Source organism: Petrimonas sulfuriphila (genome assembly GCA_038561985.1).
In the GTDB taxonomy this organism is placed as follows: Bacteria; Bacteroidota; Bacteroidia; order Bacteroidales; family Dysgonomonadaceae; genus Petrimonas; species Petrimonas sulfuriphila.
Window position 1 is genome coordinate 1,999,718 of the sequence record CP073276.1, and the last position, 26,078, is coordinate 2,025,795.

Below are 26,078 nucleotides of genomic sequence, written 5' to 3' on the forward strand. Positions count from 1 at the left end.
GGAGGTTTTCACTTTTTGTTTTTGGATTTTTTGATCAGGTTTTTGCTTTTTCCGGAAATGGCTCTCCGTAATCCGATAAGGAATCGTTTGCTTGGGTTGGATTTTATATAGGATTCAATATGACGTTGTTTTTTCTCTTCGAGGATCTGGTTGATCTCGATAAGAATACCTGATTCTTCCACGTCTCCGAATTCGTCGTTTATGGAAGTTCCGAAGAAACGCATGGTGGGTGACAATCCCATGTAGGCATTGATGAGCGGTGGAATGTTTAACCCGAAGCTGCGGACTTCCCGGTTCAGAACCTTGTAGTCTTCCTTGAAGTTTTTACCTTTAAACAGGTGTTTCATCTTGCCTGTATCGGTATTGGTGACAAGTTGGCTGATTGGGGTGACTAGTTTGTCCGGGTCGGGAAAATGCAGGTGCATAAAATACAAGATCATGTTGCGGGCTTCTTTGTTATAGGTCCCGTACATGGTTACTTTTCCGAAAAAATACCTCATTGAAGGATCAATTACCGTGAGTGCGCCCAGGCCGTCCCAAAGATTATCAAGTGCAAAGATGCCTTTGCGGCTGTGTAAGGTAGATTGATACTCGAGAGAGACGAACGATCGGCCTAATTCTACGGTGTACGGCAAGTAGTTTTGCAGGAAATCATCGGAGAAGTTTAATAAATGAGCGGTGGCGAGCATCGGCTTACCCTTCTCATCAAAATCTACTTTTTTACCCATAATGAAGCGGTATCCGCCTAGAATCTCTTCCTTTTCCGGATCCCAGACAATAAGTTGATGATACGGATGCTCCATAAGGTCGTATTTGTCGATATCGGCTTCTAGTCCGGTTCCTCCTCCATAGTGACGGAAAGCAATTTCACGTAGCCGCCCCACTTCCCTCATGAGATTAGGCGAATCGTGGGCAGTGAAGATGTAAATTTCGTTGTTGGCCTTGTTGGTGGATCGTATTCTTTTTCCTACGGTTAGTTCGTTTTTTATGAGGGCTTTATCAATCGGATCGATGATTTTTTCCATACTTAATTAATCTCTTTTTTGGGGTAAATTGTAAACAACGGTTTTTATCTCTTCCGCCCATTGCATAGGACTTTTTGATTTATTCAACGATTGCCAGGGTATGGGTTCTCCAAAAGTGATGTGGAATGTTTGACCTTTGTTCTTGAACATTTCGCCTGGCAGGTATATAAGTTCTATATTGAATTTTAGTCCCAATGATTTGCGGATATTGGCAAAATTATAAAAGAAGTCTGAGTTTTTCGCGTCGAAGTGGACGGGGATAATATCCCTTTTGTGTTCAATAGCTTTTACGACAAAGTTTTTCATCCATTCCAGATCCTTTATCCGTCCGTTCTGTTTTCGGGAACACAATCCGGCGGGGAAGGTAATGACTTGGTTGTCTGACGTGTAGGCTTCGTTTATGGCTGCGGCCGATAGTTTGGCCTGTGAACCATATTTGTTGACCGGAACAAAAATGGATTCGAGGTTCCTGATGTTTAACAAAACATCGTTAACCAGGTATTTGATTTTCCCCTTATATTTTTCCCCTAAATAAGCCGATAGGCAAATCCCGTCCAGGCCACCCAGCGGGTGATTGGAAGCAAAAACAAATTTTCCCTCCGCGGGAATATTTTCTTCCCCGTGGATTTTTAGGTTGACTTTAAACTCTTTATCCACCAGGGCGAGCATAAAATCAACACCCTGCTTATCCCGGTTACGCTCGATGATCGCATTTAATTCATCCTGATGAATGGTGCGCTTTAAATAATTAACGACAAATTTGGGGATTTTCTTGTAGTGTTTTTTTGCTTTAGCCTGCAAAACACCATCGATATCTAATTTGAAATCAGTTTTTTCCGACATAATGACTTTCCTACGGACTTACAAAAATACAAAATAATTAAGAATAAAGGACAAGCAGATCTCATTTATTTAAAACGGTAGAAATATTCTACACTATTTTATGGGATTAAATAGTGTGTAAGTTGCATCTAATCAGCATTTAAAGAACTTGTTGATAACTTTATTAAAAATAATGTGTGGAAAAGTGGGGGAAAGTGGATTTATTTTGTAATTTTACCGCAAAAATCATAGAATTAAGAATATAGTGTTGCAATTCCTGGGAAATATTGAAGCAAAAACCGATGCGAAGGGGCGGATATTTGTGCCGGCAGTTTTTCGTAAGCGTCTGCAGGGTGCAGAAGAAGAGTTTTTGGTGCTTCGCAAGGATATTTTTCAGGATTGTTTGGTACTTTATCCCGGTACAGTCTGGGAAAACGAGATCGAAACACTCAGGAGCCGGCTCAACAAGTGGAACAAGGAGCAACAGCAGGTTTTCCGTCAGTTTGTGCTCGACGCCGAACGGATTGAAATGGATGCAAGCGGGCGAATTTTAATCCCTAAGCGCTATATGGTGCTGGTGGGTATCGAATCTGAAGTTCGTTTTCTGGGTGTGGATAATACTATTGAGATATGGGCGAAAGAAAAACTCGAAAAGCCGTTGGTTGATCCCGATGAGTTTTCAGAAAGGTTGCAAGAGCTGATGTCCTGATGTGTCCATGAATTTAAAAATATACCACATACCGGCATTGCTTCAAGAAAGTGTAGGTGGGTTGAATATCCGTCCCGATGGGGTTTATGTTGACGTGACATTTGGAGGAGGTGGGCACTCGAAAGAAATATTGAAGCGGTTGGGAAAGAATGGCAGACTGCTTGCCTTTGACCAGGATGAAGATGCATACCAAAACCATATCCCGGACCCGCGTTTCACATTCGTAAAAAGTAATTTTCGATTTTTGAAGAATTTTCTGCGCTATCACCGGATAGATGAGGTGGATGGAATTCTTGCCGATTTAGGGGTGTCGTCGCATCATTTTGACGATTCGGATCGTGGATTTTCCTTTCGGTTGCCGGGAGATCTGGATATGCGGATGAACCGGCTGTCCAGAAAAACAGCCGCTGATGTTTTGAATGAATATTCGGAAGAGAAGTTGTCGGATATTTTTTTCTTTTACGGGGAATTGAAAAGTGCGCGGAAGATTGCAACGGCCGTTTCTGCTTATCGCCGGTCGAAAAAGATCGGTGCCGTTTCTGATTTCCTGGAGATTATGAAGCCGTTCGCCTTTCGAGAAAAAGAAAATAAAACCCTGGCTCAGGCTTTTCAGGCGTTGCGTATTGAGGTGAATGATGAGCTGGAAGCGCTGGAGAAAATGTTGATCCAGGGACTGGAGATGCTGAAATCCGGTGGGCGATTCAGTGTCATTTCCTATCATTCGCTGGAGGACCGGTTAGTGAAGAATTTCTTTAAGGCCGGAAATTTCGAGGGGCATATCATCAAGGATTTTTACGGTAACAGGGAAACCCCGTTTGAATTGATCAACAGGAAAGTGATTGTTCCAACGGAACAAGAGCAGGTGGACAATCCGCGTTCGAGAAGTGCCAAACTGCGAATTGCAGAGAAAATATAATGGAGGGAGTTTGCACCTCACAAAATGATGAAAGTGAAGCTAGACAACATAAGAAAATCATTCGTACACGTTTTCGGTGGAAATGTGTTGACGGAGAACTTTTTCGTCAGGAACCTTACATTTATTTTGGTTTTGGTTGTCATTATGATTTTGTTCATCAGCCACCGGTACACGGTTTTGCAGCGTATAGCAGAGATGGAGCGCCTGAAAGTTGAGTTGAAGGACGCTAAGTATGAGTCGCTAGACATTTCATCCGACTTGACTGAAGCCAGCCGCCAGGGACAAATCGAAAAAAGGGTGGAAGAGTCGGGTTTAGAGTTGAAAATAAATAACCAACCGGTTTATCGCATTCAGAAAGGGAAAAAATGAAATGGGAAAGAAAACCGACGAAAACAAAAAGAGGATTTTAAATCGTTACGGCTTAATTGTATTCCTCCTTCTGGGAGTTGGGCTAATGATTATTTTCTCTGCAGGAAAGATCGTTTTTACGGCGGAAGGAAAGAAGTGGCGGGAAGTAGGGGAAAGAGAAACCATTATCAAAGACCGCGTCATTCTTCCTAAGCGAGGAAATATCTATACTTATGATGGGAAGCTTCTGGCTACCAGTGAGCCTTTGTACAGTGTGTACATGGATTTCTGGGCAGAGGGGATGAGAAAAGATACGTTGATGAAGTATGTTGGTGACCTTTCGGTAGCCCTCGCTAAAAAGTTTCCCGACAGAACGGCCTCGCAATACAGAAACATTATCCTGAACGGATGGAAACTACGCGAAAAGGAGGAGCGGCAACTGCAGGAGAATGCCACAAAAGGCAGTGAGAAGAAGGTAGCGCTGAGGTCGCGCTATGTGCGTATCCTTCGTCCTGACATCTCCTACGTTGACTTGAAAGAGATTCGTACCTATCCGTTCCTCAACCAGCGTTCCAACCGCAGCGGACTAATTGCCGAGGAAAAAAATGCGCGGAAACGCCCCTTCGGGAACCTCGCCAACAGAACGGTTGGAAACGTATACAAAGACCTTGAGAAAGGGGGAGCAAGCGGACTGGAATTAAAATACGACTCCCTGTTGAGGGGGATTGAAGGGGTGAAAAGCCGACAAAAAATACAGGGCCGCTGGACCGATATAGAGGAGATTGCCGCTAAAGACGGATACGATATCGTAACTACGCTCGATGCCGATATTCAGGATGTGACGGAGCGTGCGCTCCGGGCAAAGCTTGAAGAGACGGCGGCTGAATCGGGGACGGCAATTATTATGGAAACCAAAACAGGTGAGATTAAGGGGATTGCCAACTTGGACCGGATGAGTAACGGGAACTATGGTGAGGGTAATCCCAATGCTTTTTCCTACATGAACGAACCGGGATCTACCTTCAAGACCGTAACGGTCATGGTGGCAATCGATGACGGATTGATAACTCCTGCCGACTCCTTTCACGTGGGCAACGGACTGTATCAGTACAACGGAAAGTGGGTGCGCGACCACTATTGGCGACAGGGCCGTGACCGGGGATACCTTACGGTAAAGGAAGGGATAGAAGTCTCTTCAAACGTGGTGATGAGTAAAATTGTACTTAAAGCATACGGTGATGATCCGGCAAAATTTGTAAAAGGCATTGACAGGATAGGCTTACGAAAAAAACTCACCTGGGATGTCCCGTTGAACGGAATTGAAGGAACATCATCCATTCGTTTTCCCGATGATAAGGTAAATTACTGGTCCAAAACCACACTGCCGTGGATGTCTTTCGGTTATGAATCCAAAGTTCCACCCATCTATATGCTGATGTTCTACAACGGTATTGCCAACGGTGGAAAAATGATCAAGCCGTTTATCGCTAAAACATTGTTGAAAGACGGAAAAGTGGTGGAAGAGTATAAGGCGGAAGTGGTGAACGAAAAGATGTGTAAAGATAGCACCCTGATCCAAATCCAGGATATGCTGGTAGGGGTTATTGAGAACGGGACGGCGAAAGTTGTGAAATCGGACTATTTCCCTATTGCAGGAAAAACGGGAACAGCACAAATAGCCAGTGGTGGCGGATACAGCGATTATTACGTTTCGTTCTGCGGATACTTCCCCGCAGACGACCCAACCTATACGTGTTTCGTAGGTATCAGAAAACCTCGAGGAGTTCCGTCAGGCGGAGGACAAGCAGGTATGGTTTTCAAAAATATCGCGGAGCAGACGTATGTTAAGCGGACTCAGCTTGCCCCTGAACAAGCACGGATAGATTCTACCCTGCAGAAAATGCCGGCTATTAAAAGCGGAAGCTGGGGAAACAGTCAGGCGGTACTGTCGATGCTGAATTTCAAATCTTACGTTTCGGATTCCGCTTCCGACTGGGTGAAAGTAAAATACGACAGCGTTGCTTATCATCCACAGGCATTGGCGATAAATAAGAATTCGGTGCCAAATGTGTTGGGCATGGGTGCAAAAGATGCGGTTTACCTGCTCGAAAAATCAGGATTAAGGGTCAATCTGACCGGCTCGGGGAAAGTGGTTTCGCAATCGTTCACTCCGGAGAGCAAACTGATTAGAGGTACAACCATTAGCATAACGTTGCGGTAAAAAACAGATATTAATATGAAACTGAGTCAACTTACAGAAAGGTGTAAAATCGTGGCAATTCACGGGGAAGAGAATGTGGAAGTTGAAAGTATCACTTCCGATTCCCGCCAGGTGCAAAAAGGTTCGCTTTTTATCGCAGTGGAGGGTATCAATACCGATGGACACGATTATATTGCCAAGGCGATAGAACAGGATGTGTTGGTCGTGGTGTATGATAAGCCGATGTTTGAAGAGTATTTTTCGAGAGTTACGTACGTTCAGGTCGAAAATTCGGCCGTCGCTTTGGCGCAAATCGCTTCTGTCTGGTACGGGAACCCATCGGAGCAGTTGAAGCTGGTTGGTGTAACCGGAACGAACGGAAAGACAACCGTCGCTACATTACTGTACAGGATGTTTCGGACATTGGGGTATGGCGCAGGCTTGCTCTCAACCGTAACCAACTGTGTAAACGATGACAGTTACCCCACCACGCATACCACCCTTGACCCCATCACCCTAAACTCTTTTTTGAGGAAGATGGTTGATGCCGGTTGCGAATATGCCTTTATGGAAGTGAGTTCCCATGCCATTCATCAAAAACGGGTCTACGGACTGCGTTTCCAAGGGGGGATTTTCACCAACCTCACGCAGGACCACCTGGATTATCACAAGAACATGTTGGAGTATCGGAACGTGAAAAAAGCTTTTTTCGACGCTTTGCCCGAAACCGCTTTTGCCCTTACCAACTCGGATGATAAAAACGGAGGGGTGATGCTTCAAAATACAAAGGCCAAACGATATACTTATTCCGTAAAAGGATTGGCGGATTTTAAAGCACGGATTTTCGAGAAACATTTTGATGGGACCGAAATAGAAATTAACGGGAAACAGCTGATTGTACAGTTTGTGGGTGTTTTTAATGTGTATAACCTGCTGGCGGTTTATGGTGTATCTGTTTTGCTGGGAGAAGAACCGGAGGAGGTACTCAGGATATTAAGCGTTTTGAAACCTGTGGCCGGACGTTTCCAGACATTACGATCGCCCGGAAATTTTACCGCCATTGTAGACTATGCCCATACACCCGACGCTTTGACTAATGTTCTCAATGCTATCCACGAAGTGCTGGATCAGAAGGGCAATATAATAACGGTAGTAGGATGCGGCGGTAACCGAGACAGGACCAAACGTCCGTTAATGGCGCGTGAAGCGGTGGAGTTGAGCAACCGGGTAATCCTGACCTCCGATAATCCCCGGTTCGAAGAGCCGCAGGATATCATTGACGACATGGTAGCCGGTTTGGATGATGAGCAACGCCGCAGTGCACTTTCGATCGTGGATCGTCGTGAAGCGATAAAAACCGCTTGTGCACTGGCCAAGCCAGGTGATATTATTCTCGTTGCCGGAAAAGGACACGAAGACTACCAGGAAATTAAAGGCGTGAAGTATCATTTTGACGATAAAGAAGAGTTGGAAAAAATATTCCACACGTCACCATAACTCATAACTAAATATGCTGTACTATCTATTTCAATATTTGGACAAACTTGACTTCCCCGGAGCGGGAATGTTTCAGTTTGTTACGTTCCGGGCAGCACTCGCCGCCCTTGTTTCGTTGCTTTTCTCGGTAATTGTCGGTGCCAGGATCATTCGTAAACTACAAAAGAAGCAGATAGGGGAAACCATTCGCAACCTTGACCTGGAAGGACAATACAGCAAGCGGGGAACGCCAACTATGGGTGGTGTTATCATTATCCTCTCTATTTTGGTGTCGATATTGCTGATGGGTAAATTAGAGAATATCTATATCATTATAATGATAATAAGCACGATCTGGTTGGGTGCTTTAGGCTTTGCCGATGATTATATCAAGGTATTTAAAAAAGACAAGGAAGGGCTGAAAGGAAAAATCAAAGTCGTGGCACAAGTCGGTTTGGGTTTGATTGTAGGCTTGATGATGTACTGGAGCCCCGATATCGTTGCGCGTGAGAACACCGAAATCCGGGTGAATAATGTCATTGAACAGGTGCAGTATAAAGATCAGAATGTCAAGACCACAAAAACGACCATCCCTTTTGTGAAAAACAATAATTTTGATTATCGCTGGCTCGTTTCGTGGATGGGCGATTTTGCCGATGAAGCGGTCTGGGTTGTCTTTGTGCTTTCTGTAATTCTGATTGTTACGGCAGTTTCAAACAGTGCGAACTTGACGGACGGACTGGATGGCCTGGCCTCCGGATCGTCAGCGGTCATCGGTGTGGCGCTGGGAGTCCTGGCATACGTGTCCGGGCGTGTCGACTTTGCTTCATACCTGAACATCATGTACATCCCCGGAGGGGATGAACTGATGGTTTTTGCCGCTGCATTTGTGGGGGCTACTGTCGGTTTTCTCTGGTACAACGCCTATCCCGCCCAGGTTTTTATGGGCGATACGGGTAGCCTGACGTTAGGCGGGATTATCGGGGTTTTTGCCGTGCTTATCCATAAGGAGATGCTGCTTCCTATCTTGTGCGGGGTGTTTTTTGTAGAAGCCCTCTCTGTAATTCTGCAGGTCACTTACTTTAAATATACAAAAAAAAGATCGGGTATCGGGAAACGGGTGTTTAAAATGTCGCCCCTGCATCACCATTTTCAGAAAGCAGGAAATGCCGGGATCGATGCCCTGATTCAGAAACCGCTGATCCCGATCACCGAACCCAAGATCGTTTCGCGATTCTGGCTTATAGGAATGATTCTGGCGGTAATAGCCGTAGCAACGTTGAAGATGAGGTAGTAAATCATATATTATGAATTATGAATTAATAATATTGGGTGGTGGCGAATCGGGAGTAGGTTCTGCCATTCTTGCTAAGGCGAAAGGAATCCGGGTTTTCCTTTCTGATTCTGGAATGCTTAAGGGGGAACACCGGAAAACGCTTGTCGACTACGGAATTGATTTTGAAGAAGGCGGCCACACAGAGGAGAGCATCCTCTCTGCGAGCGAGATAGTAAAGAGCCCGGGCATTCCCGATACCATACCCTTGATGCAGAAAATTATTTCAAAAGGAATCCGGGTGATATCCGAAATTGAGTTTGCCGGAAGGTATACCCACGCCAAGATGATCTGTATTACCGGGAGCAACGGTAAAACCACTACGGCAAGCCTTATTTATCACATCCTGAAATCGGCAGGACTAAACGTGGGGCTGGGAGGAAACATAGGCAAAAGCTTTGCCAGGCAGGTGGCGGAAGAGAATTTCGACTACTTTGTGCTGGAGCTAAGTAGTTTTCAGCTGGAAGGCGTGTATGATTTTAAAGCGGATATCGCCGTATTGATGAACATAACTCCCGACCACTTAGATAGGTACGATCACAATATGCAAAATTACGTGGATGCAAAAATGCGAATCATACGCAACCATAAAATGGGAGATTCTTTTATTTACTGGATAGACGATCCGGTAGTGACAAAGGAAATCGAAAAACTTAAACCCGCATCTGATTTATATTCTTTTACTGAAAAAAATAATCAACGGGCTGCGGCTTATTCGGAGGGCAATAAAATGTATATACAAACCAAAGGAACTGTTTTTGATATGGAGTTGGAATTGCTGGCGTTACAGGGAATGCATAATTTGTATAACTCTATGGCGTCGGGGATTGTGGCTAAATTACTTGATATCTCGGACGATAATTTACGCCTGGCTCTTTCTGACTTTAAAGGCGTTCCGCACCGCTTGGAAAAAGTAGCGTCGGTGCGAGGTGTGCAATACATAAATGACTCCAAGGCTACCAACGTAAACTCGTGCTGGTACGCACTTCAGAGTATGCGCACGAAAGTTGTGCTGATTCTTGGCGGTACCGATAAGGGAAACGATTACACCGAGATTGAAGAGCTGGTAAGGCAAAAGGCTAGGGGGTTGATATTCCTGGGAAAAGATAACCGCAAGCTGCGTGCTTTCTTCGACGGGATCGTCCCCGACATAGAAGAGGTAAACTCCATGAAAGATGCTGTTGATACCGCTTACCGGATGGCAGAAAAAGGGGATACCGTATTGCTGTCGCCCTGTTGCGCCAGCTTCGACCTGTTCCAGAATTACGAGGACCGTGGTAATCAATTCAAGGATTGTGTGAGGAGGCTGTGAGGTTTAAAGTTCAAAGTTGCTAAAGGCTAATTGTGAATTCTGCATTATGAATTATGAATTATGAATTATGCTTGATAAAATAAAGAATGCCATTAATCCGACAAATTTTCAGGAAGATTTAGAAAACTCAAAATCCACGTTGGAGAAATTCGGAGTGAAAATCTTTAAAGGTGATAAAGTCATATGGTTGGTATTTGTTATCTTGTGTGTGATATCACTGGTGGAGATCTTCAGTGCTACCAGCACCATTGTTTATAAACAGCAAAATCAATGGGGCCCCATCTTACGCCACACCATGTTTTTGATCGGAGGAGTGGGGGTCATTGTTTTGATTCACAATATACCTTACCGGTATTTCTCTTCCCTGATTTTTGTGCTTATCGCTTCGATCGTCTTACTCCTGCTCACACCGGTTATCGGGACTACGGTAAACGGTGCTGAGCGGTGGATCTCTATCTTTGGTTTTACCATTCAACCGTCGGAAATAGCCAAGATATCGCTTATGGGCACGATAGCGTTTCTGCTCAGTAAACAAAACGGCATGAACGACGGCTTGCTCTTCAAGTGGATGATCGGGTTGATGATTGTTGTTTGCGGCATTATTGCAATGGATAATTTGTCGACGGCAGCGCTGCTCTTTGTAGTTTGTTTTTTGCTGATGTTTATCGGAAATGTAAAGTTGGCAAGATTGCTAAAAGTGGGCGGAGCAGGGATAGCCTTTCTCGTACTCTTCATTGTGTTGCTGAAAGTGATTCCCGCCGATTGGACCGATTCCGGCGCGTTAAGCCGTGTAGGTACTTGGCAAAACCGGATTGCAGAATTTGGCAGCCACAAGGAAGAATCGGAAGAGACATACTACACCATTACCGACGAGAACTATCAGGTGGCACATGCTAAAATAGCCATTGCCAACGGAGGAGTTTTAGGCAAGTTCCCGGGCAACAGTACAGAGCGTGATTTTCTTCCCCAGGCTTATTCCGATTTTATTTATGCGATAATCATCGAGGAGATGGGTATTGCCGGTGGAATTTTTGTGCTGCTGCTCTACATCATCATCCTGATCCGGGCGGGAATGATCGCCCGGAAAACCCAGAAACTTTTTCCGAAATATCTTGTTCTGGGCTCGGCACTCATGTTATCGATGCAGGCGTTTATTAACATGGCTGTGGCTGTGAATTTGATCCCGGTAACCGGCCAGCCGTTGCCGCTCATCAGCCGGGGAGGGACGTCACTGCTCATCACTTGCGCTTACTTCGGGTTGATTTTAAGTGCAGACAGGTTTGGAATCGGAAAGAAGAAAGGAGAGGTGACCATCGATGAAACAGATCAGCCTGATGAGAGAAAAGATAAAAAGAACGCTGTGGAAACCATAGATAAATTGGAAGAAAAAGTGGAATTTGAAATTATTCAGGTATGATGTCAGCATTAAAGCCCCTACGGGTAATCATTAGCGGCGGTGGTACCGGCGGACATATTTTTCCCGCTATCTCCATCGCTAACGCTATAAAGGAACGGTGGAGCGACGCCGAAATCCTTTTCGTCGGTGCGGAAAACCGGATGGAAATGGAGCGTGTTCCAGCTGCAGGATACACCATTGTCGGACTTCCCGTAGCCGGTTTCGACCGGAAAAATCTGCTGAAAAATGTTTCGGTAGCCGTGAAATTATTGAAGAGTATGCGAAAGGCTAGAGCCATTGTTGCCTCGTTCAAACCCGATATCGCTGTGGGAGTAGGCGGCTATGCCAGCGGGCCCACCCTCCGGGCGGCGGCTGCAAAAGGCGTTCCGACAGTTTTGCAGGAACAGAATTCATATGCCGGAGTAACCAATAAGATGCTGGCGCAGAAAGCGGCCAAAATCTGTGTGGCGTACGAAGGTATGGAACGGTTCTTTCCGAAAGAAAAAATTGTGCTCACCGGCAATCCTACGCGACAGGATTTAGTCGTTTCCGAGGAAAACAGGCAGAAAGGATATACGTACTTCGGCTTAAACCCTGAAAGGAAAACAGTACTCCTGGTGGGTGGCAGTCTGGGTGCGCGAACGCTTAACGAAAGCATCATCGGATCGTGCTCCGATATACAGAAATCCGATGTTCAAGTTATCTGGCAATGTGGAAAGTACTATTTTAAAGAAATGTCTGACTTGCAGGCGCAGGGAAGAATTCCCGGAAATGTGTATCTGTTCGATTTCCTCTCGCGCATGGATTATGCCTACTCCGTTGCCGACCTTGTGATTTCACGTGCCGGAGCCGGTTCCATATCGGAATTCTCTCTGCTGGGAAAACCGGTTATCCTTGTCCCGTCACCTAACGTTGCGGAGGATCACCAAACACAGAACGCCATGGCACTGGTGAAAAGAAATGCGGCTATGATGGTGCCCGACGCCGAAGCAAAGGCACTCTTGTTTGATATGGCTTTGAGTCTGGTAAAAGATGAAAGCAAATTAGAGGAGTTGAGCCGGAATATCTTGAAATTGGCGCAACGAGGTTCGGCCCGGCGTATCGTGGATGAGATAGAAAAAATTATGCATTATGAATTATGAATTAATATACTTTATCGGTATCGGCGGTATCGGCATGAGTAACCTTGCCCGGTATTTTATACAGCAGGGAAAATCGGTTGCCGGATACGATCGCATGGAAACCCCGCTTACCAAAGCGCTGGTCGCCGAAGGAGCGAAAGTCCATTATGAGGATTATGTTCGGCTCGTACCCGCTGAATTTCTCGATAAAGAAAAGACACTTGTAGTCTATACTCCCGCAGTACCGGCATCGCACAGTGAATTGCAGTTTTTCCGGCAAAGCGGTTTTACGATAATGAAACGTGCCCAACTCCTTGGTGAGGTAACCAAGACGAGCGACGCAGTTTGTGTGGCAGGGACACACGGGAAGACGACGGTGTCAAGCATGACAGCTCACCTGTTGCGGCAATCGGGAGTAGATTGCAACGCATTTCTGGGTGGAATCCTTAAAAATTACGGCACCAACCTGCTGCTGTCGGATAAAAGTCGCATTACTGTTGCCGAAGCAGATGAGTATGACCGTTCTTTTCATTGGCTGCAACCCTGGATTGCGGTTATTACCTCGGCCGATCCCGACCACCTGGATATTTACGGGACGCCGGAGGCCTACCGCGAAAGTTTTGAACATTTCACATCACTTATCCGGAAGAACGGATACCTGATCCTAAAGAAAGATGCACCGCTAACTCCAAGAACGGATGCAACGGTGACAGTCTTTACCTATTCCGAATCAGAAGGCGATTTTCATGCTGAAAATATCCGCATCGGCAACGGGGAAATTACGTTCGACTTTGTGTCGCCCAATAGCCGGATTACCGGTATACAGCTGGGTGTGCCTGTGAAGGTGAACATCGAAAACGCGGTAGCTGCAATAGCTGCAGCTGTATTGAGCGGTGTTAATCCCGATGAGGTACGTGCGGCAATGAAAACTTTCGGGGGGGCGAAGCGCCGGTTCGATTTTCAATTGAAAACTCCCAACCTCGTTTTTATCGATGATTATGCGCACCATCCACAAGAGTTGACAGCATCCATCCGCTCTATCAGGCAATTGTATCCCGACCGGAAAGTTACCGGTGTTTTTCAACCCCACCTTTATACGCGTACGCGCGACTTTGCCGATGATTTTGCTCAAAGCCTCTCGTTGCTCGACGATGTGATCCTGCTGGATATTTATCCGGCACGGGAAGAACCCATACCGGGAATCACTTCGGGGGTTATCTTTGATAGAATCACATCGAAGGAAAAGGTGCTTTTGAAAAAAGCCGAACTGCTCGATTTCTTGGAAAACAAAGAGTTGGACGTTTTGGTTACATTGGGTGCAGGAGATATAGAGCACTTATTGCCCGCGATTAAACAATTGTTAGAAAAAAAAAGTATCGGAAAATAAATCCGATACAATTTGTATCTTTGCGTAAATGAAAAAGTTTTTCATCATATTGATTGCGTTGTTGGTAACCGGTTATCTTATTTTTTCGGCTATTTACTTCAATGATTCATCCAGAAACGAGGTGTGCAATAAATTTGAGGTTGTCGTAAAAGACAGCTTGCACACTCAGTTCATCCATCAAAAAGACATCGAGGTTTTGCTGAAAAGAAAAAAAGTTTATCCGGTAGGTAAAACTATGGACGAAATCAATACGCTGGAAATTTTGGATACGATACTGACCAACCGGTTGGTAAAATCGGCGGAAGTGTTTACCACGCAAAATGGAACAATTATTGCGAACATTTATCAACGCGAACCGGTTCTGAGGATTATCTCCGACACAAAGGGGAGCTTTTATATCGATGATAATCGGGAACGGATGCCCGTCTCGCCAAATTCTACGGTGTATGTTCCCTTGGCTACCGGAGCTATTGATGAAGAATTTGCCCAGAACGAGCTTTACGACTTTGCTGCGTTTCTGAACGAAAATCCCGAATGGAGCGCATGGATCGATCAAATTGTGGTTAAGCCCAACAAAGACGTGGATTTGATTCCTCGTGCCGGAGATTTCAGGATCGCCTTTGGGAAATTAGATAACTATTCCGAAAAGTTTGCCCGGTTTGCCTTGTTCATCGAGAAAGGGTTGAATGTGGTAGGTTGGAACAGGTATTCAGAAATAAGTTTGAAATACGATAACCAAGTGGTTTGTACAAAGAAATAAAATATATGACTCAATCAGGATTTATAGCTGCCATCGATTTAGGAACTTCCAAAATTACCGGCATTATCGGGCGTAAAAACGAAAGCAACGTTATTTCCGTTTTGGAGTGTGTGTCTTTACCGTCGGAGAACAGTATCCGTCGGGGGACAATTTATAACATTGATAAAGCCGGGGCAATCGTAAGGAAACTGATAAGCATGCTCGAGAATGCGTTGGGAAGGAAAATCGGGAAAGTGTATGTCTCCCTGGGAGGACAATCGGTGCACACGGAAGTAATCCGGGAGATGAAGCAACTCTCTTCTTCCGGCATCGTTACCGAAGAGGTGGTGGAACAACTCCGGAATGCGGCCGAAAAGTACAAGCCCGATATGCAGCGAAAATACGCTATTGGGGATGTGGAGTATTTTTTGGACGACAAGCCGGAAAAAAACCCGGTTGGGGTAACCTGCTCCATGGTAGAGGCAGAATACCAGATTGTGGTGGGCCGTCCCAACCTGGTATCTAACATCGAGAAAACCATCGTTGATAAAGGACACCTGCAAATTGCCGGATACATCGTTGGCCCGCTTGCTGCCGCAGCTATAGTTCTTACCGAGGAGGAAAAAGAGTTGGGGTGCGCATTTGTCGATTTTGGTGCCGGAACGACTACGTTATCCATATATAAAGGAGGCCTTTTGCGCCGTATGGTGACCATACCCTTTGGCGGGAGAAGCATAACCCGGGATATTGCGGAACTCAATTTTGTGGAAAGCGATGCGGAACAATACAAGATAAAATTCGGCAAAGCCCGGGAAAATAATGAAAGTTCGCTTTTCTCTTCACCCTTTTCATCAAAACCCGATATCGACCTGGTAGAGTTGAACAAGGTTATTGTGATGCGTCTTGATGAGATTACAGCCAACATCAGGGAACAGATCCGGCTTTCCGGATATCAGGACCAGCTGGGTGCAGGGCTTGTTATCACAGGTGGTGCGTCGCAACTGAGAAATCTGGAAGAGTATTTGAGTCAGCAGCTCGATTTACCTGTCCGCAAGGCATCTTCACGGAAGACCCTGGTAAATAACACGCCGGAGTTTGCCAATGATCCTGCCCTAACTTCAGCGCTGGGAATGCTTTTGCTTGCTAGTGAAAATTGCGAGAAAACGGTTGAAGAATTCGAAGATGAGGAATCCTCGGACCAAAAGTCGAAAGGATCGGTTTGGAGTAATTTCTTTGGAGACCGGGACAAGGGAGACAAAGGCAAAGAGCAAAAAGAGAAGGAAAGCAAGGGTAAAAAAGAGAAATCCATCAACATAGGCGGAAAAATGAAAAATATGTTTTCTACTATGTTTGAGGAAGAAGACGATGATCAGTGAATGAAAAAAAATATTTCCAACAATGGATACCGATATACTAGATTTTCAAATAAACAGCCGTACCGAAGCGATTATTAAAGTTATTGGGGTGGGTGGTGGTGGCGGAAATGCAGTAAACCACATGTTTAAAGAAGGGATACACGATGTTTCCTTCGCACTTTGCAATACCGATAACCAAGCCTTGTTGAGTTCACCTGTGCCTGTGAAAATACAGCTGGGCGAACATACCACAGGAGGGTTGGGTGCAGGGAACAAACCCGATGTGGCCCGACGGGCTGCAGAAGAGAGTATCGACCTGATTCAGGATTTGCTGAGTGACGGTACCCGTATGGCGTTCATTACAGCTGGAATGGGCGGAGGAACCGGAACCGGGGCTGCTCCCGTTGTGGCACGCATAGCTAAGGATATGGGCATTCTCACAGTGGGAATCGTTACCATTCCTTTCGTTTTTGAAGGACAGCGTAAGATTGTACAAGCATTGAAAGGTGTAGAACAGATTGCTGCCAATGTGGATGCGTTGCTTGTGATCAACAACGAGCGTTTACGGGATATCTATCACGACCTGACGATGCTGAATGCTTTTGCCCGGGCCGATGATACGCTGGCAACCGCCGCCAAGAGCATTGCAGAGATCATCACTATACATGGACACGTAAATCTTGACTTTGCCGACGTGGAAACCACTTTGAAAGACGGTGGTGTAGCTATTATGAGTCGCGGCATTGGTTCGGGAAAGGATCGTGTGAACAGGGCTATCGAAGATGCCATAAATTCTCCGTTGCTCAATAACAACGATGTTTTCAGTGCAAAGAAGATCTTGATCAACCTCTCTTTTGGCGAGGAAAATCCGCTTATGATGGAAGAGATGAACGCCCTGCACGACTTTATGTCGAAATTCGGCCACGAGATCGAGGTTATTTGGGGGGCTGCCGTGGAAAAGGATTTGGAGGAAGAGGTCAAAGTAACATTACTAGCAACCGGTTTTTCCATTATGGATGTTCCCGGAATTGAAGAGCAGCACAAAGCGCAAACGAAAGCGGAAGAGTTGGAAAGAAAAATTAAAGAAGATCAACGAAGGCAAGAGGAGGAGGATGAACAGAAACTCATCGATAAGTATTACGGGACATTGGGATTGAAAATGCTTTCTACCGCCAATTATAAATTTGAACCCTTTATCCTTACTATGGACGAACTCGACGATGATAAGGTGTTGGAGGCACTTGAGAAAACACCGGTATTTAAGCGCGACCGGGATTTCAATCCTCGATTATTCAAGACAGAAACCCGCTCAGCAACATCGTTGTTTGATTAGCGGAGAGCACAAGGCAAGCCTCGACGTTGAACCTTGAACTTTAAACATTTAAATAGTTAAACATTATGAACCTGTTCGATACAATTAGCGACGAAATAAAAAAAGCAATGCTCGCCAGAGATAAAGTGCGTTTGGAAGCACTGAGGGGCGTGAAAAAAGAATTTTTAGAAGCCAAAACGGCTAAAGGTGCATCTGATGAGCTTTCGGACGAAGCAGCAACGGCAATTCTGCAAAAAATGGTGAAACAACGCAAAGACAGTGCGGAAATTTATACCGCACAGGGAAGAGCAGACCTGGCTTCTGACGAATTGGCGCAGTTGCGTGTTATTCAGGAATTTCTTCCTCAGCAACTTTCACCGGAAGAGTTGGAGTCGACCGTGAAGTCGATCATTTCTGAGACCGGTGCCCAATCCATGAAGGAGATGGGAAAGGTGATGGGAGTCGCTACCCGTCAGCTGGCAGGAAAGGCAGAAGGACGGGCTATTTCAGAAATGGTGAAGAAACTGTTGAGTTGAAATAACTCCCAAACCTACTCCTATCTAAGGCCATTACTACTGGGTGCATTAGTTTTTCCATGGTATTATTTCAGCCAGATAAACGAAGTGCGTCTTCAGCCGGGAACGATTGCTTATTCACCCGAGATTATCTGGAAAGTACTTCAGGAAACACTCAATGAACTTAGTCGGAACGGTTTTAAGAAAATAATCATTATAAACGGACATGGCGGGAACAACGCGTTTCTGAATTATTTTGGTATGGCGCAATTATCCGAAAAAAGAGATTATGCACTTTACTGGTTTCAACCGGACTACGACCCTGAAGTGATCAAAAAGGCGGAAGCCCTGACTCAACACGATCGTTATGATCAACACGCTGGAAACAGGGAAACCTCTATGGTGGCGGCAATTGTTCCGGACTTGGTTCATCCCGAAAAGGCAGGGCTACAATCGGGTGTGGATTTGGACAGGTTGAAAAATCTTCCCAGTGTTTATTCCGGAATATGGTGGTACGCCCGGTATCCTAATCATTATTCTGGAGATGGAAGGAAGGCCAATGCCCAGGCGGGAGAACTTATCTTAAACAGTGTAGTGGAGCAATTTGTAAAAAGTATCCAGGATATCAAGGCGGATAAAAATGTGCCTGAATTGCAAAATCAGTTTTTTGAAGAAGCCGAAAATCCGTTGGATACGAAACAATAAAATGTAATAGTTCAGACTTGATCTGACAGTGGGCATTTTTTAATTTATGGATTTGAGTTTTTTGAGACATAGCTGACCGGAATGGGAAAGTGGTAAGAGGGGGTATTTTCACCCCCTCGGCCATTCCAGCCAGTCGGATTATTTCTGACAAGTTGCTCTCCAGCAGCGCCTGTTTCCTCTTCATTCGACGGAGTCAAAGATACAAAATTTTGATTCAGAGTATCCAACAATTTCTCTTTTGTCAGATGAAGGCTATCTTTCCAGGTCTGCATTGGCGTCTTACCGTAACAATATTTGCCCGAATGAGGCCTTTCGTTGTTGTAGTACTTCAACCAGATATCCACATCGATTTGCAGTTCTTCGATCGTTTTGTAAATCTTCTTCCGGAATGCAGTCGCATAAAACTCTTCCTGCATTGTCCGGTGAAAACGTTCACAGATACCGTTTGTTTGAGGACTTCTTGCCTTGGTCTTCGTATGATCGATATCCTCGATCGCCAGGTAGAGTTGATACTCGTGATGCTCTCTTGCACCGCAATATTCGGTTCCCCTGTCAGTGAGCACTCGCATCAATGGAATCCCGTACTGGTCGTAAAGAGGGATTACCCGGTCATTTAGCATATCAGCAGCAACAAGAGCCACCTTCCGATCATAAAGCTTAACAGTGGCCACCTTCGTGTATGTATCAATAAATGTCTGCTGATAAATACGTCCCACGCCCTTGATGTTCCCCACGTAATACGTATCCTGGGCTCCAAGATAACCGGGATGATACGTTTCGATTTCACCTCTGGCCACCTTTTCCTCTTTAGCCTTTTCCAAAGCCACAACCTGAGCTTCAGTGAGTACGATTCCTTCCTGGGCAACCTTTGCTTCCAGCGCTTTCAATCGCTTGCGGAATGTTTCAAGATCATTTCTCAACCAAATGCTTCGAACACCTGATGGTGATACAAAAACACCCTCCTTTTTCAGCTCATTGCAAACACGGACCTGACCAAAAGCGGGATTTTCTGTTGCAAATGATACTACCCGATCTTCAATCTCCTGTTCAATACGATTTTTGATGATGGGCTTTCGTCTGCTGATCTCCTGTAGAGCTAATTCGCCACCGGTTTCCACCAGTTCCCTGTATCGGTAGAAGGTATCCCGGCTGTATCCTAAATACTTGCATGCCTGAGAGACATTACCTAATTCTTCTGCTAATTTGAGCAGTCCTAACTTGTTTTTGATTAACTTCGTTTCTGAATTCATTTCTGACAGTTTTTAAGGGTTGAACTTTCTTTGTTTATGCAATTACAAATTTAAGTTTTTGCCCTTAACTGTCAGATTAAATCTAAACTAATTCAAATAAAATATTCACGGGGCTACACTTTTAGTCATCTTATGAGTATTTACTAACGGAGTAACTTGTCCTATCCACTGACACAGATGGCGTGTTGAAATACAACTCCATTACCTTAAAACTACTCTGTCCAACTCAGTACTCTCCACTGATTATCAACTTTTTTCAATAGAAATTGCATGCCCAACGGATCCATAACGATGGTACTGTCGTTTTTCATTTTAGTTTCTCATCTCGAAGTTGCTGTATATAAAACAGTATTTGCATCCAGCACTATATACTTTTCACTTTTTATGAATGATTTCTGACTGTTTACCTGGTTCAGAAAAGCATACATATTTTTAACAGACTGATCGTAATCTGCATAAACGCCTCCAACCAAAGAAACAAAATCAGGTGAGTCCAGGTATATTGAAATATACTCAACTTTTGTTATCGTTCAATAAAATTGATAATATTTTTCAAATCCGTATTATGATATTCATTTCCAGAATACTATAGATATATTAAGAGACGTTTGTTTTGTGGTGTAAAGCCATTCTACAAAAAAAATAGATCATTTTAACATATTCGAAATACTAAGAATGGTTTTATATTTAGGTTACATTATCAAAAACAAAGCGCCCTTGCGGGCGCCTGATAAATAAATTTCTTATACAGAGATTCTACTTCTTAAAATCCAAACTCATCAATGGTCACTTCTTCCACTTCTTCTTGTTTAATCTCAATGGTGTTGTGAGCAGTAAGTCCTTCCACGTAAATGGCTTTATAAGGAATTGCCGGGCACACATACTCACATCCGCCACAACCTACACAAATTTCGGGTTCGATTTCGGGGATTGTTAACGCACCTTTGTAAGGAACCATTCGAACGGCTTGTGTAGGGCAGTGTTCGGAGCAGGCGCCACAGCTGGTTTCATCGTAATAAACGATACAGTTCTCGATAATGAAGTTAACTCTTCCCATCTGTGTGTGGTGCTTTTCCTCCTGACTAAGCTTTACCAGTGCATCTGTCGGACAAACGTCGCAGCAAACAGTGCAATCGTAGTTGCAAAAGCCGTGATCGAAATAAAGTTTCGGTTGCATCACCCCGCCCAGTCCATATTCCAGAAACGCCGGTTTTATCACGTGCGACGGACATTTGCTCACGCAAAGATGACACGAAATACATTTCTCCCGGAAATGATCGAAGTTTAGTGCTCCCGGGGGAGCAATCGGAGTTTTTCGTTTCAGTTCGCGTTTAGGTAATAACGGTTCTGTTACTGTTTGAGCAAGTAGTTGACCTGCTGCTATACTTGTGATTAGTGTAGCTGACAGGAAACGACGCTTCGATTCGTCTTTCGGCTTATCTTCCCTAATGTATGAAAAAGCCGGAGCCGTTTCAACTGCCTTTTTTTTCTTGGAGCCAATAAGAGCATATTTCATCGCATCACGATGGCAAACTTCAATACAGTTAAAGCAGGTTACGCATCGGTTATGATCGATGACTTTATTTTTTGCATCAATACACGATGCTTTGCATTTCATCGAACACAAACCGCACATGTTGCACTTGTCATCTATAAATTGAATTTTGAAAAGTGAAAACCGGCTCAGAAATCCAAGTGTAGTTCCTACTGGACAAATTGTATTGCAATATGTCCTTCCGTTTTTCCACGCTAAAAAACCGATAACAAGCAGCGTAATTAAAGCGATAATTATCGAAGATACTCCCAACGAATAGATACCGACTTTATAAAAACTGTAATTATTGAATGATGAGAAAATAGCTTCCAGGAAATTATTTCCTGCCAGATAAGCAGGACGGAAAATGTGTGTTACCAATCTGCCGTATGCACCGTACGGATCGAGCAGGCCTACCAAGAAGGTGAATCCAAACAAGAAAGCAATAATTGTAGCACCCAAGACACTCCATCGGAGAACGATTTTTGCTTTGCTGTAGGTGTATCTTTTCTTCTTCTTAAGTATTTTTTTTGAAAACCAGGCAACAATGTCCTGATAGATACCCATTGGGCAGATAGATGAACAATACACCCGGCCGAAAATTACTGTAAGCGCTACTAATGCAATCAGAATAATAATATTAAGTGCTAATAATGCAGGAATAAATTGTATATCGGTTAGAACGCTGAAACTTTCCGGCAGAAAACCTGAAAAGTCGAGAAAGTAGAGCGTTATTAAAGAAAAAAGTAGTACAGATATCGTTACCCGGATTTTTTTAAGCATGATTGTTCGATCGTGTTTGGTTAAATTCTCACCCTCCTGATGTTGAGCTTGTCGAGATTCATCGTCCCCACACCCAATTGCTCCCCTTTTGCCAAATGGCCAACCTTATCCAGCGGCATTTCCCTGGCCTGGTTGAAGAAATTGGCAGCAGCAGTGTCAACAGCAACTATATCCTGCGAGATGAAGAGGCCTTTCGACAATACTACATCGGCATCCGATTTTCCTCTGGGGCCGCTAGTCTTCATCAACCGGTAGGCATCAACAACATTCAGGACCGGACGTTTTGCATAGGTACACACATCAGCGATGCATTGCTGCAAATCGTTGGCGTGGAAAAATCCCCTGTCCCATACAATTCCCATGTAGTTCTTCATGGAGATGGTCAATTGTGCACCGCCGTGGTTTTTGAGAATAGGAACATTGATCCATTTGTCGGAGTCGACAATGGCTTGGTGTATTTTGGCCTCTTTCAGGCTTCTACCCTTTGGCAAAGAGACACTCTTGTAATAGGATTCCTGATGTGCGGGAACAACTTTTGCCCCGGCAGCTTTAGCGGCAGCTTCGATTCCGCTGTTAGCGTAACATTTACGCCAGTCGTCGCACGTGTGGTCGAAAACAGTTACCTCACGGGCACCTGCATCGAAACATTGTTTGATGATTTCCGTCACCAGTTTTGGATTGGTGTTAGCGGCCAGTTCGGGAGTTTTATCCCATCCGATATTCGGTTTTACACAAACCCTATCTCCCTTGCTGATGAAGTTTTTCATTCCCCCCAATTCGGCAATAGCTTTGCGAAACATAGCTTCGGGTTCCCCGCCCAATACGGCAACCATGTCGTATTTTGCTGCAGCATTTGTAGTTTGAAACGATTGAGTGAGTACGCTCATCGCATCTGCATCTTTAATGGTTGTGACAGCTGCGCCGGTAAGAGCAACAGCTTTCAAGAAATTTCGTCTGTCCATAATGTTTTTAATTTGTTGTTCGTTCTGTAATTTCAAAAATGTAACTGGATTCCGCCGAAGGCAGTAGTTTTCGGCATCGGGTATCCGGCATTTATTTCGTATTCCTGTCCCAATAAATTCTCACCTTTTAAGAACAGGTTTAACCAGTCAAGTGCCCGGTAATTGATGCGGGCGTTCCAAAGGACAAAGTTCTCCTTTACCGGCTCTGGCTTTACGGTTTTATACAAGTTTCCGACGTATTGAATACCGGTAGATAAATTCCACCTGTTCTTCGTGTAATTTGCACTGACGTATAGTTTGTGTTCCGGAGCTGCCAATATTTTATAGGCCATGCTCAATAAACTGTAATTGGCCGAAAGCCGAAAATCACGGGCGACCTGATAGTGGGTGCTGATCTCGAAGCCTTTGTTTTCTACTTTACCGGTATTTCCCCATTTGCCAATCCCGGGTTCGGCTTGTTGAATCATATTGTCGCCTTTGATATAAAAGAGGTTTAAACCCATATTCAACCGGTTTTCGAGCAATGACTGCATGAACGAGATTTCGTAATTCATCAATCTTTCCGGAAGCAGATCGGGGTTTTGCGGAGGGAACATATACATCTCGCGAAGGGTAGGGTTTCGGAATCCTTTGCTGACGATGGCTTTCACAACGGTTGAGGCGGAGGGGGTGAAACTTAATCCGAATTGAGGAATCCATTCAGACCCGTTCTTTTCGTGGTTGTCGAGTCTTATCCCGGTATTCAATGTGAGTCTGTTTTCCAGTAAGCTTTGCTGGATATTGACGTATCCGGCAACGTTGTTCAGGTGCTCATCGGCTAACTGTACATTCTTCGACTCGTCGGGGAATTTGTTCCACGCTTTCCCTCCGAAACGCTGAAAATCAACTCCCGCTGTGGTCTTGTTGCCCTCGAAAAAGGTGTAAGACTGATAGACCGAAAGGCCCAGCATCCGGTCGTCTGAATGGAAACGAAACGGTTTGGGCTGTTGTCCTTCTGTGTACCCGTCGTTGATTTTATGCGTCCCGAAATTGTAAAAGAATTTTACTGCTCCTGAAGTTCTTTCGTATTCATTTTCAAGAGAAAATGAGGTCATCCCGCGTGTAATATCGGCATCGTTATCGGTTATCGGAGCAGCGACAGTCCCCGGATTGGACGATTGGGCGTTCGAAAGATTCAAATCCACAAAACTGCTCCAATTTCCGGTAAGATCGTATCCTATTTTTCCGTAACCGTTTATCTGCTCAAAATCCATGTTTTCCCGATGTCCGTCGGAACGGTTATACCCAATGTTCCCGTTGATATGCAGCTTCTCTTTCTTCCATCCGCTGGATGCTTCAGCGCTGAAAGTATTGTAGGTGCCGTACATTAATTGAGCCGAATTGTGCAAGCCGTTCTGCTTCTGCTTTTTGGTAATGATATTGATTACTCCACCCATTGCATTGGATCCGTAAAGCACTGACGCAGGGCCACGAACCACTTCCACCCGTTCGGTCATCAGGGATTGGTAGCTGTCGGCCAGAGGGTGTCCCATCAGACCCATATATTGTGGATGTCCGTCGATGAGTACCAGTACTCCCGAAGTAGGGGAACCGCCAATTCCGCGGATGCTCATTCCTCCGGCAGCACCGGCAGCTACGCCGTATCCCATTACTCCACGTTGTGTGATGTATAGTCCGGGAACTTCCTCGGTAAGCAGCGGCAGAAGCGAAGGTTCCAGTCGGGTTTGAATTTGCCGTTCCGTGACGATAGATATGCTCATCGGCACGTTTCTCAGGTTCACCTTCGGTAGCGTACCGGTGACGATCACCTCTTCCAGGCGGATAGAATCGTTGACCTGCGGTGGATTGTTCTCATCAGCATAACCGGTTGAGAAAACAACGAAACAGGCAAAAAGGATAAATGTAAATCTACTCATACGATCCAGGGAAACTTAAAACAATCTTCGTCGTAGAGTGCATAATCAGCATTTCCGTTTACTGCGAAAGTTTTTATTTGTCTGGCACCTTGTAAAAGATCGATGGCGAATTTAACAGTCGCTCCTGTTTTTATGCGATCTTCCACCAGCAGAATGGTTTTGTCCCTAAAATCGAAGTCGACAGGCGAAATCAACCTGGGGCTATCGTATTTTGGTTTTTGGCAGGGATCACGAAGATTAATTTTCAATAATTGAATTTCAGTATTCAACCGCTGATTAAGGATTGCGGCCGGGATAATCCCGCCGTTGGCAATGGCCACTATCATATCAAAAGTCTCGTGAAATTCAATCTCACGAAACCTTTGCATAACAGCTTCAAAAGACTTTGTATTCATTAAATAACCTTACACTTTAGCCAAGGCTTTCAGTATGAAATATCCGGCTGTTAGTTGAATGAGCATTCCGGGAAGGCCGATGCGGAAATCCTGAACGGCTGTGAAAAAGTGTTGGGTCATCGCCCATTCAATTCCTGTACCGATCACTTGATAGGCAACGATAGCCAAAAGAATACCCCCGAAGGATACTTTTCCGGAATGTTTTGCCACCATGGAGGCGGCAATAGCCAAAATAACCGATTTGATGATGATTGCCGGCAGCACGGCGGAAGGAGGCATACCGAACAACAAGTTGTTAGCTAAAGGCGATAGTATTGCCGTCAACAACCCAACATGAATTCCGTATTTGTACGCTGCGATGAGCGTAAAGAAATAGATGGGAAGAAAAATCAGTCCTCCCTGGGGCACTAAATGCGCCAGTTGCGGCAATAATAAGTTGCCCAACACAAAACATGTAGCGAACAAGTAGGTTTTTGTGTTGCTCAGTCTGAATGAATAAAGTTTTGCTGTTGTTGCCATAATCTGATGGTTTTATTTTTTGTTATTGTTTTAGTTTTGAATTCCTGC

Annotated in this window: 22 protein-coding genes and 1 pseudogene; 15 read left to right on the forward strand and 8 right to left on the reverse strand. The window is 44.8% G+C overall.

Features of this window, described 5'->3' with window-relative positions:
* Nucleotides 1-8: 8 nt before the first annotated feature.
* Together KCV26_08290 and KCV26_08295 are read right to left on the reverse strand one after the other, a co-directional pair.
* Nucleotides 9-1,025 (reverse strand): GNAT family N-acetyltransferase, encoded by a 1,017-nt coding sequence (locus KCV26_08290; protein ID WZX35342.1) that lies wholly within the window; start codon nucleotides 1,023-1,025, stop codon nucleotides 9-11.
* Between the two features lie 6 nt (nucleotides 1,026-1,031).
* Nucleotides 1,032-1,868 (reverse strand): 1-acyl-sn-glycerol-3-phosphate acyltransferase, encoded by an 837-nt coding sequence (locus KCV26_08295; protein WZX35343.1) that lies wholly within the window; start codon nucleotides 1,866-1,868, stop codon nucleotides 1,032-1,034.
* A 244-nt stretch (nucleotides 1,869-2,112) separates the two neighbouring features.
* Between KCV26_08295 and KCV26_08300 the strand changes: the two genes are divergently transcribed.
* The 15 genes from KCV26_08300 (at nucleotide 2,113) to KCV26_08370 (ending at nucleotide 18,671) form a co-directional block, all read left to right on the forward strand.
* Nucleotides 2,113-2,556, forward strand: coding sequence for a division/cell wall cluster transcriptional repressor MraZ (locus KCV26_08300; protein WZX35344.1), 444 nt, complete (start codon nucleotides 2,113-2,115; stop codon nucleotides 2,554-2,556).
* Nucleotides 2,557-2,563: 7 nt separating this feature from the next.
* Nucleotides 2,564-3,472, forward strand: a complete 909-nt coding sequence (gene rsmH, locus KCV26_08305; protein WZX35345.1) for a 16S rRNA (cytosine(1402)-N(4))-methyltransferase RsmH — start codon at nucleotides 2,564-2,566, stop codon at nucleotides 3,470-3,472.
* A 27-nt stretch (nucleotides 3,473-3,499) separates the two neighbouring features.
* A complete protein-coding gene (locus KCV26_08310) occupies nucleotides 3,500-3,841 on the forward strand; it encodes a hypothetical protein (protein ID WZX38356.1) in 342 nt (113 codons plus the stop codon).
* Between the two features lies 1 nt (nucleotide 3,842).
* Complete coding sequence (locus tag KCV26_08315) at nucleotides 3,843-6,041, forward strand: transpeptidase family protein (protein WZX35346.1); 2,199 nt, start codon at nucleotides 3,843-3,845, stop codon at nucleotides 6,039-6,041.
* A 15-nt stretch (nucleotides 6,042-6,056) separates the two neighbouring features.
* Nucleotides 6,057-7,517 carry a UDP-N-acetylmuramoyl-L-alanyl-D-glutamate--2,6-diaminopimelate ligase gene (locus KCV26_08320; protein WZX35347.1) on the forward strand — a complete coding sequence of 487 codons (1,461 nt, stop codon included), beginning with the start codon at nucleotides 6,057-6,059 and terminating at the stop codon, nucleotides 7,515-7,517.
* Between the two features lie 13 nt (nucleotides 7,518-7,530).
* Nucleotides 7,531-8,790 carry a phospho-N-acetylmuramoyl-pentapeptide-transferase gene (locus KCV26_08325; protein ID WZX35348.1) on the forward strand — a complete coding sequence of 420 codons (1,260 nt, stop codon included), beginning with the start codon at nucleotides 7,531-7,533 and terminating at the stop codon, nucleotides 8,788-8,790.
* Nucleotides 8,791-8,803: 13 nt separating this feature from the next.
* Entirely contained in the window at nucleotides 8,804-10,141 is a 1,338-nt protein-coding gene (gene murD, locus KCV26_08330; protein ID WZX35349.1) for a UDP-N-acetylmuramoyl-L-alanine--D-glutamate ligase, read from the forward strand.
* 67 nt (nucleotides 10,142-10,208) lie between these two features.
* Nucleotides 10,209-11,558, forward strand: a complete 1,350-nt coding sequence (locus KCV26_08335; GenBank protein ID WZX35350.1) for an FtsW/RodA/SpoVE family cell cycle protein — start codon at nucleotides 10,209-10,211, stop codon at nucleotides 11,556-11,558.
* Nucleotides 11,558-12,679 carry an undecaprenyldiphospho-muramoylpentapeptide beta-N-acetylglucosaminyltransferase gene (murG, locus tag KCV26_08340; protein WZX38357.1) on the forward strand — a complete coding sequence of 374 codons (1,122 nt, stop codon included), beginning with the start codon at nucleotides 11,558-11,560 and terminating at the stop codon, nucleotides 12,677-12,679. The genes KCV26_08335 and murG overlap by 1 nt, the downstream gene beginning before the upstream one ends.
* Nucleotides 12,669-14,045, forward strand: a complete 1,377-nt coding sequence (locus KCV26_08345; protein WZX35351.1) for a UDP-N-acetylmuramate--L-alanine ligase — start codon at nucleotides 12,669-12,671, stop codon at nucleotides 14,043-14,045. Before murG ends, KCV26_08345 begins: the two co-directional genes overlap by 11 nt.
* A gap of 49 nt (nucleotides 14,046-14,094) precedes the next feature.
* The gene (locus tag KCV26_08350) at nucleotides 14,095-14,805 is read left to right on the forward strand and encodes a hypothetical protein (GenBank protein ID WZX38358.1); all 711 of its coding nucleotides are present in this window, start codon (nucleotides 14,095-14,097) and stop codon (nucleotides 14,803-14,805) included.
* Nucleotides 14,806-14,810: 5 nt separating this feature from the next.
* Nucleotides 14,811-16,160: a cell division protein FtsA gene (gene ftsA / locus KCV26_08355; GenBank protein ID WZX35352.1), complete on the forward strand. Its 1,350-nt coding sequence runs from the start codon at nucleotides 14,811-14,813 to the stop codon at nucleotides 16,158-16,160.
* A gap of 22 nt (nucleotides 16,161-16,182) precedes the next feature.
* The gene (ftsZ, locus tag KCV26_08360) at nucleotides 16,183-17,472 is read left to right on the forward strand and encodes a cell division protein FtsZ (GenBank protein ID WZX35353.1); all 1,290 of its coding nucleotides are present in this window, start codon (nucleotides 16,183-16,185) and stop codon (nucleotides 17,470-17,472) included.
* A gap of 65 nt (nucleotides 17,473-17,537) precedes the next feature.
* Nucleotides 17,538-17,987, forward strand: a complete 450-nt coding sequence (locus KCV26_08365; protein ID WZX35354.1) for a GatB/YqeY domain-containing protein — start codon at nucleotides 17,538-17,540, stop codon at nucleotides 17,985-17,987.
* A 39-nt stretch (nucleotides 17,988-18,026) separates the two neighbouring features.
* Complete coding sequence (locus KCV26_08370; GenBank protein WZX38359.1) at nucleotides 18,027-18,671, forward strand: creatininase family protein; 645 nt, start codon at nucleotides 18,027-18,029, stop codon at nucleotides 18,669-18,671.
* A gap of 254 nt (nucleotides 18,672-18,925) precedes the next feature.
* On the opposite strand, the pseudogene KCV26_08375 reads toward KCV26_08370, so the two are convergent.
* The 6 genes and pseudogenes from KCV26_08375 to KCV26_08400 form a co-directional block, all read right to left on the reverse strand.
* Nucleotides 18,926-19,921 (reverse strand): annotated as a pseudogene (locus tag KCV26_08375) (IS481 family transposase).
* Between the two features lie 763 nt (nucleotides 19,922-20,684).
* Complete coding sequence (locus KCV26_08380; protein ID WZX35355.1) at nucleotides 20,685-22,238, reverse strand: 4Fe-4S binding protein; 1,554 nt, start codon at nucleotides 22,236-22,238, stop codon at nucleotides 20,685-20,687.
* A gap of 20 nt (nucleotides 22,239-22,258) precedes the next feature.
* Complete coding sequence (locus KCV26_08385; protein WZX35356.1) at nucleotides 22,259-23,200, reverse strand: DUF362 domain-containing protein; 942 nt, start codon at nucleotides 23,198-23,200, stop codon at nucleotides 22,259-22,261.
* Nucleotides 23,201-23,232: 32 nt separating this feature from the next.
* Nucleotides 23,233-25,116 (reverse strand): TonB-dependent receptor, encoded by a 1,884-nt coding sequence (locus KCV26_08390; GenBank protein WZX35357.1) that lies wholly within the window; start codon nucleotides 25,114-25,116, stop codon nucleotides 23,233-23,235.
* A complete protein-coding gene (locus KCV26_08395; GenBank protein WZX35358.1) occupies nucleotides 25,113-25,511 on the reverse strand; it encodes a phosphoribosyltransferase in 399 nt (132 codons plus the stop codon). The genes KCV26_08390 and KCV26_08395 overlap by 4 nt, the downstream gene beginning before the upstream one ends.
* A 9-nt stretch (nucleotides 25,512-25,520) precedes the next feature.
* The gene (locus tag KCV26_08400; GenBank protein ID WZX35359.1) at nucleotides 25,521-26,030 is read right to left on the reverse strand and encodes an ECF transporter S component; all 510 of its coding nucleotides are present in this window, start codon (nucleotides 26,028-26,030) and stop codon (nucleotides 25,521-25,523) included.
* Nucleotides 26,031-26,078 lie beyond the last annotated feature (48 nt).